This is a genomic window from Akkermansiaceae bacterium, from assembly GCA_019634595.1.
Classification (GTDB): domain Bacteria; phylum Verrucomicrobiota; class Verrucomicrobiia; order Verrucomicrobiales; family Akkermansiaceae; genus Luteolibacter.
Genome location: JAHCBC010000001.1, coordinates 282,575 through 297,393, shown reverse-complemented (window position 1 = coordinate 297,393; position 14,819 = coordinate 282,575). Strand labels below are relative to the sequence as shown.

At 64.6% G+C, this 14,819-nt stretch carries 11 protein-coding genes; 10 read left to right on the top strand and 1 reads right to left on the bottom strand.

Features of this window, described 5'->3' with window-relative positions:
• Window positions 1-172: 172 nt before the first annotated feature.
• From KF712_01240 to KF712_01230, 3 genes are all read left to right on the top strand, one after another.
• Window positions 173-2,770, top strand: a complete 2,598-nt coding sequence (locus KF712_01240) for a tetratricopeptide repeat protein (GenBank protein ID MBX3739586.1) — start codon at window positions 173-175, stop codon at window positions 2,768-2,770.
• Window positions 2,771-2,839: 69 nt separating this feature from the next.
• Window positions 2,840-3,589 (top strand): 4-hydroxy-tetrahydrodipicolinate reductase, encoded by a 750-nt coding sequence (gene dapB, locus KF712_01235; GenBank protein MBX3739585.1) that lies wholly within the window; start codon window positions 2,840-2,842, stop codon window positions 3,587-3,589.
• A gap of 20 nt (window positions 3,590-3,609) precedes the next feature.
• Window positions 3,610-5,151 carry a PDZ domain-containing protein gene (locus KF712_01230; GenBank protein MBX3739584.1) on the top strand — a complete coding sequence of 514 codons (1,542 nt, stop codon included), beginning with the start codon at window positions 3,610-3,612 and terminating at the stop codon, window positions 5,149-5,151.
• A gap of 154 nt (window positions 5,152-5,305) precedes the next feature.
• Here KF712_01230 and ilvD read toward each other — a convergent pair whose 3' ends face one another.
• Window positions 5,306-6,988: a dihydroxy-acid dehydratase gene (gene ilvD / locus KF712_01225; GenBank protein ID MBX3739583.1), complete on the bottom strand. Its 1,683-nt coding sequence runs from the start codon at window positions 6,986-6,988 to the stop codon at window positions 5,306-5,308.
• Window positions 6,989-7,057: 69 nt separating this feature from the next.
• Between ilvD and KF712_01220 the strand changes: the two genes are divergently transcribed.
• The 7 genes from KF712_01220 (at window position 7,058) to KF712_01190 (ending at window position 14,811) form a co-directional block, all read left to right on the top strand.
• On the top strand, window positions 7,058-7,936 hold the full coding sequence (locus KF712_01220) for a LysR family transcriptional regulator (protein ID MBX3739582.1): 879 nt from the start codon (window positions 7,058-7,060) through the stop codon (window positions 7,934-7,936).
• Window positions 7,937-7,978: 42 nt separating this feature from the next.
• Window positions 7,979-9,754 carry a TolC family protein gene (locus tag KF712_01215; protein ID MBX3739581.1) on the top strand — a complete coding sequence of 592 codons (1,776 nt, stop codon included), beginning with the start codon at window positions 7,979-7,981 and terminating at the stop codon, window positions 9,752-9,754.
• Window positions 9,754-11,352 (top strand): efflux RND transporter periplasmic adaptor subunit, encoded by a 1,599-nt coding sequence (locus KF712_01210; protein ID MBX3739580.1) that lies wholly within the window; start codon window positions 9,754-9,756, stop codon window positions 11,350-11,352. Before KF712_01215 ends, KF712_01210 begins: the two co-directional genes overlap by 1 nt.
• Window positions 11,353-11,382: 30 nt before the next feature.
• Window positions 11,383-12,111, top strand: coding sequence for an ABC transporter ATP-binding protein (locus KF712_01205; GenBank protein ID MBX3739579.1), 729 nt, complete (start codon window positions 11,383-11,385; stop codon window positions 12,109-12,111).
• 88 nt (window positions 12,112-12,199) lie between these two features.
• Window positions 12,200-13,462: an ABC transporter permease gene (locus KF712_01200; protein MBX3739578.1), complete on the top strand. Its 1,263-nt coding sequence runs from the start codon at window positions 12,200-12,202 to the stop codon at window positions 13,460-13,462.
• 358 nt (window positions 13,463-13,820) lie between these two features.
• Window positions 13,821-14,444: a ribonuclease HII gene (locus KF712_01195; protein MBX3739577.1), complete on the top strand. Its 624-nt coding sequence runs from the start codon at window positions 13,821-13,823 to the stop codon at window positions 14,442-14,444.
• Complete coding sequence (locus KF712_01190) at window positions 14,431-14,811, top strand: YraN family protein (GenBank protein MBX3739576.1); 381 nt, start codon at window positions 14,431-14,433, stop codon at window positions 14,809-14,811. The genes KF712_01195 and KF712_01190 overlap by 14 nt, the downstream gene beginning before the upstream one ends.
• The last annotated feature ends 8 nt before the right edge of the window (window positions 14,812-14,819 follow it).

Sequence of the window (14,819 nt, the reverse complement as noted above, 5' to 3'; positions counted from 1 at the left end):
CTTCCGGAGCTTCCGGAGAATCCCTCCGGAAATGCCATGTGGGAGCAGCACCCACCGGAAGACCCGGAGCAGGACGCCCCGGCAACGGTCCGGGCCAAGATGACCCAGGCACTTTCCCCGGACGTTCCGTGCTGGCGTTCACCACGGGCAGGCCTTACTTTGATCACGCCGCATGAAGCTGCCGCTGTTTCTCCTGCTGTTGATCTCCCCCCTGTCCCGCGCCGCGGGAGAGGACGGGGATGAGTTCCGGCACGGGGAAAGCGCCCTGGCGGACGGCCTGTGGGATGTCGCGGCACTCCATTTCGAGCGGCTCCTGGCAACCACCACCCTGGAGCCTGAGGCAAAGTCCCGCGTGGCATTCCGTCTGGCGGAGGCCTGGATCCGCAATGGCGAGCCAGGAAAGGCGCTGGATCTTCTCAGCCAATCGTTCCTGGCCGGAGATCCCGCCATCCATTTCTGGAAAGGTCACGCCCTCGCCGGATTGGGACGGCTGAATGACGCCGCGGATGAACTCGCCGAAGCCGCCATCCCGGGCCGGCCTTTCGCCGTGGAAGCCACGCTCACGCGCGCGGCGTTGATGCTGTCGCTGCACCAACCCGAGGAGGCCCTCTCCGGGCTGCGGGGACTCGCCGCCGGCACGGACCCCGCGATTTCGCTCAAGGCGAGGATCCGCCAGACTGGGATCCTGCTGGACCTCCAGCGGGTGGAGGAAGCCCGGCGGACCATGCCCCCCCTGGACGGCATCCCGGCGGACAAGGCACAGGAAGCCAGCTATCTGGAGGCCCGCATCCTGTTGGCGGAAAACAAACCCGCGGAGGCCGCCGAACGTTTCTTCACGCTGATGAGCCAGCGATCCGGCCAGAGCCTGGTCCATCATCATGCCGCGATATTGGGCTACGCGGACTCCCTCGCCGCACAGGAAAAGAAGACGGATGCCACGGACGTGCTGCTCGCATTCATCCAGGCGAACCCCACCACCCCCCTGCTGTCGGAAGCATTTTCCCGCCTGATCGCGTGGCTTCCGTCCGAACCGGTCGTCACCCATCCGGTGCTGGTCCGCCTTGCGGAATGGGCGGTCCCCGCCAACGCCCTGTCATCAGCCTCCCAATCCGGCCTCATCGAAGGTCTCATCAACCCGGACCGGCTGGGATCCTCCGGGGTGTGGCCCACGGCGGCGGTGGCGGCTCCATTGAGGATCGAGGCGACTTTCGCCCTGGCGGAAGGCTTGCACCGCATCCCGGCCCCCGCGCAGAAAGCGCAGGCCGCCCGGTTGATGCGTTGGATTGGCCTGAACCATCCGCTCCATCCGCTGGCCGCAAAGGCATGGCTCCGGTCGGCGGAATGGCTTCTGGAGGAAGGCAAAGGGGATCGTGCCTTCGCCATACTGGGCTACCTCCGCGCAAGCACCCCCACCACCCCGGAAGGAGCGGAAGCCGCCTTCATCCAGGCGGAAAAAGCCTATCAACAGGGGGATTTCACAGAGGCCGGCCGCTTGTTCGAAGAAGCCGCGGCGGAGATGACGAAAAAACAGGACGCGGACAGAGCCCGGCTCAATGCCACGCTGGCCCGTTTCCGCGAAACCGGGATCATGACCACGGCCTTCACCGCTCCGGATGGAACACCCGCATCCGCCGGGAACCCCGCCCTGGAGGCGGATCTGGAACTGGAACAGGCGCTCGCGGTGAAGCCCGCCGAGGAAGCGCAGGCCGCCATCGAAACCTTCATCCGGAAGCATCCCAACCATCCCCGGGTGGCGGAGGCCAGGCTCGCCGCCGCGGAGTCCGCCCTCACCGTCCGGAGGGATGAAACCTACGCCAAGGCCCAGCTTGATACCATCGCGGAGGATCCCGCTGCGCTCGCCTCCATCCCGCCCGAGCGGTATTCCCTCGCCCGGCTCAAACTCACGGAGCTGTCCGGAGACACCGCGGAGACCATCCGGGCAGCAAAGGCATTCATCGTCGCATTCCCCGGACATCCCGCCGCGGCGGAGGCCGCGCTGACGCTCGGCCGGACGCTCTACGACACCGGCAGCTACAACGACGCCCAGCTTGTCCTGCAACAACTGGCGAAGGATGATACGGACCCCGTCCGCACCCAGGCCGCCCTGCTCCTGGCCGCCAGTTCCGCGGCACGGGTGGGCACCCCGCAGTCCCGCGAGGAAGCCCTCGCCCTCTTCGACAGGGCGGGTGCCGTGAAAGGCCCCCTCAACGCGCTGGTCATGATGAAAAAGGCCCAGCTCATGATCGAGCTGAACCGCCTGGACGAAGCCACCGATTTCCTCCGCAAGTGGTACCAGTCCCTGCCTGCGGAGGATTCCCTGCGCCTGCCCGCCGGGTTCCTTTTCGGGGACGCGGCCTACGCCCAGGGCAACAAGAACCCGGCCGTGCTCGCGGAATCCCTTGCGATCTACGACGAACTGCTGAAGCACCCGGAAACGAAACCCGCGGACGTCCACCGCATCCAATACCTGCGCGGCAAGACACTCGAGCAATTGCCCCGCACCGACGATCCCACCCAGAAGCGGGAAAGCGAGGCCCTCGCCGCCTACTACTCCGTTCTGAAAAACGCGGAAAATCCTCCCGCGGAGTGGCATTTCCTGGAAAGCAGCGGCTTCCGGGCGCTGGAGATCCTGGAACGTGCCGGCGAGAAAAAAGCCCGCCCCGCCCTGAGCATCGCCCGTGAGATCGCCGCACTGAAAGGCCCCCGGTCAAAGGAAGCGGCGGACCGCGCCATGGACATCCAGCTCAAGAACCAGATCTGGGAGGACTGACGATCCCCCGGAAAGAATTCCGATGTTCCGGTTGGACGTCCGGCATCCCGCGTTCATTATTCCGCCCGCATGCTCAACCTTCTCGTCACCGGAAAATCAGGCCGCATGGGCCAGGCGATCCTGCAGGCCGCCGCCGATGTCCATTCCCAACGCACGGATGTCTCCGTCACCGCCACCCATGATGCGGGCGAGGACCTGGATGCGGCGATGGCCAGGGCAAACTGCGTGATCGATTTCACCGTCCACTCTTTCACCAAGGATGTCGTCGCCGCGGCATTGAAGCATGGCACCAGCCTCGTCATCGGCACCACCGGCCATTCGGAGGAGGAGCGGGACGTCATCCGCGAAGCGGCGAAGACCCTGCCCATCGTCTATGCGCCGAACTACTCCGTGGGCGTGAACACCCTCTTCTGGCTCACCAGGAAGGCCGCGCAGATCCTGACGCAGGACCGCTTCGACATCGAGGTGACCGAGATGCACCACAAGCACAAGATCGACTCCCCCTCCGGCACCGCGCGGCGGCTGCTGGAGATCCTCAACGAGGAAACGGGAACCTCCTACAACGACGACATCGCCCACGGCAGGTTCGGCAACATCGGCCCGCGCAAACCGCGCGAGATCGGCATGCACACCCTGCGCGGCGGGGACGTCGTGGGCGACCACACCGTCCTCTTCGCGGCGGACGGCGAGCGGGTGGAACTCACCCACAAGGCCTCCTCCCGCCTGACCTTCGCCGCCGGAGCGGTGAGGGCCGCCATCTGGCTCCAGGGCCAGCCCGCCGGTCTGTATGACATGCAGGACGTGCTCGGACTCCAATGATCACCCTCCCCTTCCCACCCATGCGCCCGCTCTATCTTTTGCTCCCGTTCGTGTTTCTGGCCGCGTGCAAACCGCCGCAACCGGCGGCGATCGAGAAAAAGGAAGCGACTCCGGAGATCTCCGTCTCCGCCGGTGATACGCGTCCGGCGCCGGTCGACTTCAAATCCTCCGTCGTCCGGGTGAACTCCACGCAGCAGTCGTGGAACCCCAGCCAGCCATGGGAGAAAAACAATCCGTCGCAGCGCCGCGCGCTCGCCGCCATCGTCGCGGACGGCCAGGTGCTGACGACCGCGGAAATGGTCGCTGACGCGACCTATCTGGAACTGGAATCCACCGACGGCACGCGTTTCGCCCAGGCGAAGGTGATCGCCGTGGACTATGAGGTGAACCTCGCCCTGCTGGGCGCCGCTTCCGATGAGGAAGGAAAGGCGCTTTTCGAGGGCACCACGGCCCTCGCCCTCGCTGAGCCACCCACCATCGGCCAGGCGCTGGAGATCTTCCAGGTGGAGGACAACGGCTCCCCCCTGCTGACGGCCGGCCTGCTCCAGAGCATCGACATCACCTCCCACTTCCTGCCGAACCAGGCGTTCCTCACCTACATGGTGAAGGCATCCATGCAGAGCGCAGCCAGCAGCTACTCCCTGCCGGTCCTCCAGAACGGGAAGCTGGTGGGCATCCTCATCAGCTATGATGCGGAGGACCAGATCTCCGATGTCGCCTCCTCGGACATCGTCGGGCGTTTCCTGGAACAGGCGCAGGCCGGTGACTACAAGGGCTTCCCCAGCCTCGGCGTCTCGATCGCCCGCACGGAGGACGCCTCCCTCCGCGCATGGCTGAAGATCCCGGAAAATGAGGGGGGCATCTACGTCAGCAGCGTCCGCAAGAAGGGTGCGGCCCAAGCCGCGGGCATCCAGAAGGGCGATGTGATCCTCGCGGTGGACGGCAAGAAGATCGACCGCCGCGGCTACTATGAGCACTCGACCTACGGCAACCTGTCATGGGGACACCTCGTGCGGGGGGAGAAATCCATCGGTGATACGATGACCCTTTCCATCCTCCGCAAGGGCGAGCCGGTGGAAATCAAGGCCACCCTCGCGCGCGAGGAAGAGGAATCGAAGCTGATCCCGGGATACTCGTTCGGCAAGGCCCCCAACTTCCTCGTCAAAGGCGGCTTCGTGTTCCAGGAACTTTCCCGGCCGCTGCTCGAAGCGTTCGGCGAGGAATGGACCTCCCGCGCCCCGCTCAACCTGCTGGACGCCTACGAAAATCCGGAAAAGTTCGAGGACAAGGCGGACCGCGTGATTTTCCTCAGCGGCTCCATCCCCACCCCCGCCACCATCGGCTACGAGCGCCTGCGCAACCTCATCGTCAAGAAGGTGAACGGCAAGGAGATCCGGAACATGAAGGCGCTCATCGAGGCCTTTGACTCGAAGCTCGGTGAACTCCACTCCATCGAGTTCATGGAGGAGGACTTCACCGTCTATCTGGATGACGCCATCGCAACCTCCGTGGACAGCCAGTTGCTCAAGCGGGGTATCTCGAAGCTTTCGCGGGCGGAGTAACCGGAACCGTGGCTGCGGCGTCCCGCCGCAGACCGTTGCCGGGGTATCCTGCCCCGGTTTTTCCAAGGCAAATGCCAGGCGGATTCCTTGATAATGTCCGGGGCGGGACGCCCCGGCAACGGCCTGGGGCAGGATGCCCCAGCCACGTACCCCACTACGGCACTTCCAGTACCGCCCCCGTGCTCGCGCTTCCCACCATAGCGGCGTATCTTGCCAGGTAGCCGGAGCGGGCTTTCGGGATGGGCGGGCCCCAGCGCTTCCGCCGCTCCTCCAGTGTGGCGTCATCCACCAGCAGGATGATGGAACGTGCGGGGATATCGATTTCGATCCGGTCCCCCTGCTCCACCAAGGCGATGGGTCCGCCGGCCGCAGCCTCCGGGGACACGTGGCCGATGGCACCGCCGCGGGTGGCCCCGGAAAAGCGGCCATCGGTGATGAGCGCCACGCAGTCGCCCAGCCCGCGACCTGCGATGGCGGCGGTGGGGGCCAGCATCTCCCGCATGCCCGGTCCTCCACGTGGACCTTCATAGCGGATGACCACCACATCCCCCGCCTTCACGTTTCCCAACAAAATTCCGCGCTGGGCTTCCTCCTCGGATTCGAAAACCACGGCTGTGCCGGTGAAGTGGTGCATGGCCGGACTCACGCCCGCCGCCTTCACCACGCAGCCTTCCGGCGCCAGATTTCCGAACAGCACCGCCAGCCCGCCTTTCTCCGAATAGGCGTTGTCCAGCGGACGGATCACGTCCGCGTCCTTCACCTTCGCCACGCTGATCCGTTCCCCCAGCGTCAGGCCACTCACGGTCATGGCGTCCTCATGGAGGATTCCCGGCTTGCCGGTGAGCGTCTTCAGGATCGCGGAAATGCCTCCAGCCCGGTCGATGTCCTCCATGTAGTGCTTTCCGGAGGGAGCCACCTTGCAGAGGTGCGGCACGCGTCCGGAGATCGCGTTGAAATCCGCCATCGTCAGATCCACCCCGGCCTCCTTCGCCACGGCGATGGTGTGGAGGATGGTGTTCGATGAACCGCCCATGGCCATGTCCAGCGCGAGGGCATTTTCAAAGGCCTCCCGCGTGAGGATGGAGGACGGCTTCACCTGGTCCCGCACCAGCCGGATGATCGCCCTGCCTGCCTTTCGGAATAGTTCATCGCGGGCGGGATCCGTGGCGAGGATGGAGCCGTTGCCGGGCAGCGCCAGGCCCAGTGCCTCGCACAAGCAGTTCATCGAGTTCGCTGTGAACATGCCGGAGCAGGAACCGCAGGTGGGGCAGGCGTTTTTCTCGATCTCCTCCAACTGGCGGTCGTCGATCTTGCCCGAAGATAGGCTGCCCACCGCCTCGAACACGGAGGCAAGGTCGAGCGACTCGCCCGTGGTGGGGTTGCGCCCGGATTTCATGGGACCGCCGGAAACGAAGACGGTCGGGATGTCCACACGCGCCGCCCCCATCATCATGCCGGGCACGATCTTGTCACAGTTCGGGATGCACACCACGCCGTCGAAGCAGTGGGCGCGGAGCATGATCTCGATGCTGTCGGCGATGATCTCACGCGATGCGAGCGAGTAGCGCATGCCGCCATGGCCCATGGCGATGCCGTCATCCACTCCGATGCAGTTGAACTCGAACGGAACGCCGCCCGCCTCCCGCACGGCCTCGCGGACTTTCCGCCCCACCACATCGAGGTGGGCATGCCCGGGGATGATCTGGACGAACGAGTTCGCGATGGCGATGAAGGGCTTCCCCCAGTCGTCTTCGGACCGGATCATGCCCGTCGCGCGGAGGAGGCTGCGGTGCGGTGCGCGGATGGCACCTTGTTTGATGGTGTCGCTGATGGCCATGCGTCTATGATCCATTTTCCATAACATGATAAAAATACCGCCTTTGTCGCGTTATCATACCATATCGGTATGGATTACTCACTGAGGGAACTGGAATGCTTCATCGCCGTGGCGGAGGAACGCTCGTTCACGCGGGCGGCCCGCAGGCTCCATCTGGCCCAGCCCCCTCTCTCCCGCCACGTCAAGGCGCTGGAGGAGAAGATCGGCGCCGTGCTTTTCATCCGCGAGCCGCGCGGGGTCTCCCTCACGGAAGCGGCGAACGTCTTCTATGAGGAAACACGGAACATCCCCCGCCGGCTGCTGCGTGCCGGGGAGGCGGCGCGGAGATGCGCCTCCGGGGAGATCTCCAGGCTCCGGCTGGGATTCGTGAGCGCGGTGATGAGCGACGAACTGGCGGGCGTGTTCCGTTCGTTCCGCGCGAAGCATCCGCGGGTCCACATCACGCTGCACGACCTGCCGCCGCAGGACCAACTGGATGCCATCGCCGACGGGCGGCTGGACGGCGGCTTCGTAGGGATCGAGCCGGACGACTCGCCCGCGGGGATCCGTTTCATCCCCTGGCGGTCGGAGCCGCTGGTCTGCCTGGTACCCTCCGGCCATCCGCTGGCCGGGAACAGGACCGTGGCGCTCCCCGCGCTCGCGGAGGAATCTTTCGTCGCCATCTCCCGTGCCTCCGCCCCCGCCTTCGCGGACAAGGTGCGCGACCTGTGCGCGGCGGCGGGCTTCCGGCCGCGCATCGTCCTGGAGTCCACGCGCGCGCAGGCCGTGGCGCTGATGGTCTCCGCCGGCTCCGGCATCGCGCTGCTTCCGGACACCCCGGCGGCGCTGGTGAAGCCCTCCGCCCGGGCCGTCCCGCTCCGCCCCGGTGTGAAGATCCGCCACGTTTTCGCCTGCCGGGAGCGCCGCCAGGACGGGACCATCCTGGACTTCATCCGCCTGCTCCGCTGAAAGAGAAGGCCCCGCAGCGACGTTACACTGAACGCTTTTCCCATGCCATTCCACCTTCCAGGCAAATCCCTGTTGTTCCTTCCCGCGGTCATCGCCCCCGCCTGGATCCTCTCCTCCTGCTCCACGGACAACTACGTCCGGTCCGCCGACGCGGAGGTGCGCGGCATCATCGACCAGAACCAGAACCTGGTGCTGGATACCCCCTCCGCGCCGGTCGTGATCGACACCGCCTACTCGGAGTTGAACCCGGACTACATCCAACCGGAGATCATCGTCCGCGAGCGGCAGAAGGGGGAGCCGATGAGGATCACCCTGACAGAGGCCATCGACCTCTCCATCCGCAGCCGCCGGGAATACCAGAACCAGCGGGAGACCCTGTATCTGGCTGCGCTCGATCTCACCCGCGCGCGGCACGACTACACGCCGAGGATCACCTCCCTGGGCAGCAGGGCCAGCCTGCAGTCCGCCCGCCTGAAGAACGCGAACGGCAACTATGATGAAACCTCGCGGGATCTCGCCGTCGGAACCCGCGCGGGCTTTGACCAAGCCTTCATCACCGGCGGCGCGCTGGCGGTCGATCTGGCGCAGGACGTCTTCAAGTTCTACCTCGGCGGAAGCGGGAACAACGGCTCCACCCGCTTCCTCTCCGCCCGGCTGACGCAGCCGCTGCTGCGGGGCAGCGGCGCCATCGCCACCGAGAACCTCACCCAGCGCGAACGGAACGTCGCCTACGCCGTGCGCACCTATTCCCGGTTCCAGCAGCGCAACGTGATCGACATCACCAGCGCCTACTTCCGGATCCTCCAGGAAAAGGACCGGGTGAGGAACGAATACTCCAGCTACCAGAATCTGGTCATCTTCGCGGACCGCGCCCGCGCCCTCGCGGAGGACCGCCTGCCGAGGTTCCAGCTCGACCAGGCAAAGCAGAGCGAACTCCGCGCCCGCGCCCGCTACATCAGCGCGATCAATTCCTACAAGAATCTGGTCGATAACTTCAAGATCACGCTTGGCCTGCCGCTGGGCGGGGAGTTGCTGCTGGATGACTCCGCGCTCAGGTCGCTGGCGGAAGCAGGCCTGCCGTTCATCCCCTTCGAATCGGATCCCGCCTTCCACGTCGCGGTCAACCACCGGCTCGACCTCTTCAATGAAATCGACCGCTTCGAGGATGCGAAGCGGAAGGTCACGGTGGCTGCGGACGCGTTCAAACCCGGCGTGAATCTCTTCGCCGGGGTCGATGTCGATACCAACAACGGCTCCCGCACTTACTCGAATTTCAACGCGGACGCCTACTACAGCCGCATCGGCCTGGATATCGACCTGCCCATCGACAACCTCGCCGCGCGGAATGAATTCCGCCGGACCAAGATCGACTTCGAGCGGCAGCTCCGCCAGCTCGCGCAGGCGCTCGACATCATCCACGGCGACCTGCGGAGCGGACTGAGAGGGCTGGATCTTTCCCGCCAGACCTACGCCATCCAGCAGAACGCGCTGAAGCTGGCGAACCAGCGGGTGGACGGCGCGAACATGCTTCTGGACGCCGGCCGGGCCTCCACCCGGGACCTGCTGGACTCCCAGAACGACCAGCTCACCGCCCAGAACGCCGTCACCTCCGCCTTGGTGGACTACCACCTCACCCGCCTCAACCTCCTCTACAATATGGGGATCTTCGATCCTTCCCTGCCGCAATTTTGGGTGAAAAATCCTCCATTTCCCCAAATTAAAAGTAAGGAGGCGCAAATTGTCCCCGTAAATACCGCCGGATCCGACAGGCTCATCACGCCCGAGGAACTCTTTCTGGAAACGCGACCCCGTTCCTGATGAAATTCCCAAACACCCTCCTCCACACGCTCAAACGTCCGAAATTCATCATTCCGGTCGCAGTGCTGGCGGCTGGAACGGGGATCTGGTCGGTGGTGCCGCGGAAGCAGTCACATGAGGCCGCCGCAGCTTCGTTTTACAAAGCCGAGCGCGGTTCCTTCACCATCTCCCTGCCCACCGGCGGAGCCCTGGAAGCCGTGGACCGGGTGACCGTCCGCAACCTGGTGCCCGGCCGCACCGAGATCATTTCCCTCATCAAGGAAGGCACGGTCGTCAAAAAGGGCGACCTCCTCATCGAACTGGATGCCAATGGCATCGAGGACCAACTCTCTCTGGCGGAGATCGCCTACCAACAGGCGGTTTTCGCCTTTTCCGAACAGGAAGAACGGGTGGAAGTCCTGAAAAGCGACAATACCCTGAAACTCCGCGACGCGGAGCTGGCGGTGAAACTAGCCACCCAAGACAAGACGAAATATGTCGATGGTGACTGGCCCCAGCTCAGCAAGAAGGCGGAAACCACCATTTCCCTGGCCACGGAGGAACTCCGCCGGGCGCAGGACCGCCTGGCCGGCACGAAGAAACTGGAGGCGAAGGGCTATGTGAACCCTACCGAGCTGGTGACGGACACCCTCGCCGCCAAGCGCAGGGAGATCGAGCTGGCCACCGCGGTCGAAGACCGGCGTCTGCTGCTGGAGTTCGACTATCCCCGCGCCATGCAGCAACTGAATCTGGCGCTGGAGAACGCGAACATCAAGCTGGAGCGCACCCGCAAGCAGAACCAGCTCCAGGTGGAGAAGGCGGAACTGCAGCTCACCTCCTCCAAGGAAACGCTCGACCTGCGCAAGGTGAAGCTGGAGGAACTCCGCTCCTCCAAGGAATACACCATGATCCGCGCTCCGAAGTCCGGGTTGGTGGTCTATGAAAAGAGCGAGGATTTCCGCAGCGAGGCCATCGGTGAGGGCATCCTCGTCCGCGAGCGCCAGCCGCTCATCTCCCTGCCGGATGTCTCCCGGATGAAGGTGATGATCAATGTCTATGAGAACCAGGTGAGCCTGGTGAAGCCGGGCATGCGCGCATTCATCAATCTAGACGCCCTCCCGGACCAACGCTTCCTGGGGGAAGTCACCTCCGTGGCCTCCATGCCGGAGCCATCCCGCGACGGGAACCCGAACTTCCGCATCTACAAGGCCGAAGTGCTGGTGAAAGACCAGCTTCCCGACATCAAGCCGGGCATCACGGCGCGGGTGGACGTCCTCATCGCCGAGCTGCAGGATGTGATCAAGGTTCCGCTGCAAGCCGTCGTCGGCGTGGGTGACCGCCAGATCTGCTTCCTCCAGAAGAACGGAAAGCTGAATCCGGTTCCCGTTGAGATCGGCCTCTTCGACAACGATTTCGTCCAGATCACCCGGGGACTTGAGTCCGGTGACCTGGTGTCGCTGGCACCACCGCGCACCACCGAGCTTCCTGAAAAGAAGGCGGAGGAAGCGAAACCCGAGGAAGAGGCGCCCGTCTCACCGAAGAACCCGAAGAATCTCCCTCCTGGTCCGGTCCAGAAGAACACCCTGGCGGAAGCGCGCAACGCGGTGAAACCCGGCTGATCCTCCTTCCGCGGCATTGCCTTCCTTCCCATGCCGGATCCCGTCATTTCCATCCGTGGACTGCAGAAGGTCTATCACCTCGGTGAGGAAGCGGATGTGTATGCCCTCGCCGGAGTGGATCTGGATGTGATGCCCGGCGAGCATGTGGCGATCATGGGTTCCTCCGGTTCCGGGAAGTCCACCATGCTGAACCTGCTGGGCTGCCTGGACCGCCCCAGCGCCGGTTCCTATTTCCTCGGCGGGGATGACGTCGCGCTGCTGGATGACGACGCGCTCTCCCACGTGCGCGGCCAGCGGCTGGGATTCATCTTCCAGTCCTACAACCTGATCCCCCAGTTGACGGTGCTGGAGAACATCGAGGTGCCTCTGTTCTACCAGAACCGGGACACCCCGGAAGCGCTCGCACGCTGCAAGGAACTCGCGAAACTGGTGGGGCTGGACGGCCGCCTGAACCACCGCCCGAAGCAACTCTCCGGCGGCCAGCAACAGCGGGTGGCCATCGCCCGTGCGCTGGTCAATGACCCCCTGCTGATCCTGGCCGACGAACCGACGGGAAACCTGGACTCCGCCACCGAGGAGGATGTGCTGGCCTTGATCGACCAGCTCAACGACGAGGGCCGCACCATCGTCATGGTCACCCACGACGAGCACGTGGCTCTGCGGGCGGACCGCATCATCCACATGCGGGATGGAAAGATCCACCGGCAGGAGATCGTCACCCCGGAAATGCGGGAAGCGGCGGAGGCCACCGCGAAGTGAAATCCCGCGCCCGTTTCCCCACCACGACAGATCCAGTCATCCTTCCGCCGTAGGAATCCCGGTCACCCGCCCAATCCCCACACGACTTTTGCTCCTCCGTTTCCATCGCGTCTTCTCCCTCGGGGTAAAGAACCTCTTCCTGCACAAGGTTCGCTCGATCCTGACGATGCTGGGCATCGTTTTCGGGGTGGGGTCGGTCATCGCCATGCTGGCGGTGGGCGAAGGCGCGTCCCAGAAAGCGAGCCAGTCCATCGCCAAGCTGGGCAGCAGCAACATCATCCTGGAGAGCGTCGAGCCGCCCGCGGACCCCGCCACCCAGAAGGCGCTCCTGAGCGTGCCGAAGTGGCGGCAGAAATTCGGCCTCACCCAATCCGACCTGACCCGCATCATGCGCACCGTGCCGCGGGTGGACTTCGTCCATCCGGAGGCGGAGAAAAGCGAGGAAGTCACCAGCCCCACCTCACAGCGGCGGGCGATCCTGCTGGCCTCCACCGCGGACCTGCCGACGGTCAGAAACCTCCAGCGGGTGGATGGCAGATTTTTCACCTCCATCGAGACGGAACGGGCCGCGGCGGTCTGCGTCCTCTCACCCGCCCTGAGGCGGAAACTTTTCCCATTCGGTGAAGTCATCGGGAGAACGGTCAGAATCCAGGGCGACTACTACACCATCCTCGGCACCTACAGCCCGGGCAATGACGCGGAGGATGAGGCGGACAAGGCCTCCGGATCGAACGCGGCGCGGGAGGACGTCCTCTATCTGCCCATCACCAGCGCACGCAAAAGGATCTCCACCTTCGGCTACAGCCGTACGGAGTATGACACGCTCATCGTGCGGGCGGAAAGCACCGAAAGCGTGCCGGAAGTGGGCGCCGGCATCGAGGCGCTCATGGAATCCTCCCACCGGCAGAAGGATTTCCGCATCATCATCCCCCTGGAACTGCTCGCACAGGCACGGCAGACGCAGAAGCTTTTCAACATCATCCTCGGTTCCATCGCGGCGATCAGCCTGCTCGTCGGCGGCATCGGCATCATGAACATCATGCTCGCCACCGTGACGGAGCGGACGCGGGAGATCGGCATCCGCCGCGCCCTGGGCGCGAAGCGCAAGGACATCATCTCCCAATTCCTCGTCGAGACCGTGGTGATCTCCCTCACCGGGGGGCTTGTCGGCATCGTCATCGGGGTGGCGATTCCCAGCATCATTTCCTCCGTCACGCAGCTACCTACCGTCATCACTCCGCTGTCCGTGATCCTGTCAGTCTGCATCTCCGTGCTCACCGGGGTGATTTTCGGAATTTATCCCGCACGCAGGGCGGCCAGCCTCGATCCCATCGACGCGCTGAGGCAGTGACCGTGATTAGGCGGCATGCGGAGGCATCCGCGATAATCCCGGACGTGGGGCTGAGAGTCCTTGACCTCAGGACTTGTCGCCACAGGGAGCGAAAGGACGTGGCAAGGACACGGCAGGTCCAGGCTCCGGATTCATTGGCCGGATTGGGGGGCTTGGCTGGCCCATCGTCCGTTCCCGCGCCGGTCAGGAAGTCAGGGCCATCCACCACCGGTAGATATTCCCCGCTGCCGAAGATCGCCGCCGGACAATACCTGCGCCAGATCGAAGGCCAGGGCCGCTGATTTCCCATCCCTACGGATTCCCCTCCTGGTGACACCCGGCGTTGCACCGGACCTGTGGTGGATGGTAAGACGGGCGCGTGCCCGACCTTTCGTTCGAGAACAGACACCGGAAAGCCGGGAAGCTCATCGTCGCTGGCATCGATGAAGCGGGGCGCGGGCCTCTCGCCGGGCCGGTCACGGCGGCGGCTGTCATCCTGCCGGCACGTTTCCGCTGCAAGGGTCTGGATGATTCAAAGAAGCTCAACGCCCCGAAGCGCCGTGAGTTCTACAAGGAACTGACGGGGGATCCCCGCGTGACCTGGAGTGTCGGCATGGCGGAGGTTTCCGAGATCGACTCCCTCAACATCCTGCGCGCCACCCATCTGGCGATGCGGAGGGCGGTCGAGGGACTCACCTCCGTTCCGGACCACTGCCTCATCGACGGCCTGCCGGTGCGGGATTTTCCATTCACCCACGAAGGCATCATCAAAGGGGACAGCCTCTCCCTTTCCATCGCCGCGGCCAGCGTCATCGCCAAGGTCACCCGGGACGAATTGATGGGATCACTCCACGAAGAATTCCCCCAATACGGCTTTGCCCAACACCAGGGATATGGCACGAAGAACCACCTTGAAGCGCTCCGTATTCACGGCCCTTGCCGCCATCATCGTTTCTCGTTTCAGCCCGTCGCTCAACTGCCGCTGCCGTTTGACCTCCGCTGACGGCACCGGCCGGAGCAAGGCGTGGATGGGTGCGTTCGGCGAAAAGGTGGCGGCCGCATGGCTGCGCGCGGACGGGAGCAAGATCCTGGCGAGGAACTTCAGGGCGCGGGGCGGCGGGGAGGTGGACATCGTCGCGCGGGACGGGAACCTGCTGCTGTTCGTCGAGGTGAAGACCCGCCGCGAGGGTTCCCCCATCCGGCCCTATGATGCGGTGGACGCCACGAAGCGGAAACTGATCGAGCGGGGCGCGAATGCCTGGCTGACCCGCCTGGGCAGACGGGATCTGCCATGGAGGTTCGACGTCATGGAAGTCCATCTGGCCGACGGCGAACGTCCGCGGGTGAACCGGATCCGGGACGCATTCTGAAACCCGGG

Excerpts from the sequence above, each read along its gene's own strand:
- KF712_01240 (MBX3739586.1), top strand. The coding sequence starts at position 173 with ATGAAGCTGCCGCTGTTTCTCCTGCTGTTGATCTCCCCCCTGTCCCGC.
- dapB (MBX3739585.1), top strand. The coding sequence starts at position 2,840 with ATGCTCAACCTTCTCGTCACCGGAAAATCAGGCCGCATGGGCCAGGCG.
- KF712_01230 (MBX3739584.1), top strand. The coding sequence starts at position 3,610 with ATGCGCCCGCTCTATCTTTTGCTCCCGTTCGTGTTTCTGGCCGCGTGC.
- ilvD (MBX3739583.1), bottom strand. The coding sequence starts at position 6,988 with ATGGCCATCAGCGACACCATCAAACAAGGTGCCATCCGCGCACCGCAC.
- KF712_01220 (MBX3739582.1), top strand. The coding sequence starts at position 7,058 with ATGGATTACTCACTGAGGGAACTGGAATGCTTCATCGCCGTGGCGGAG.
- KF712_01215 (MBX3739581.1), top strand. The coding sequence starts at position 7,979 with ATGCCATTCCACCTTCCAGGCAAATCCCTGTTGTTCCTTCCCGCGGTC.
- KF712_01210 (MBX3739580.1), top strand. The coding sequence starts at position 9,754 with ATGAAATTCCCAAACACCCTCCTCCACACGCTCAAACGTCCGAAATTC.
- KF712_01205 (MBX3739579.1), top strand. The coding sequence starts at position 11,383 with ATGCCGGATCCCGTCATTTCCATCCGTGGACTGCAGAAGGTCTATCAC.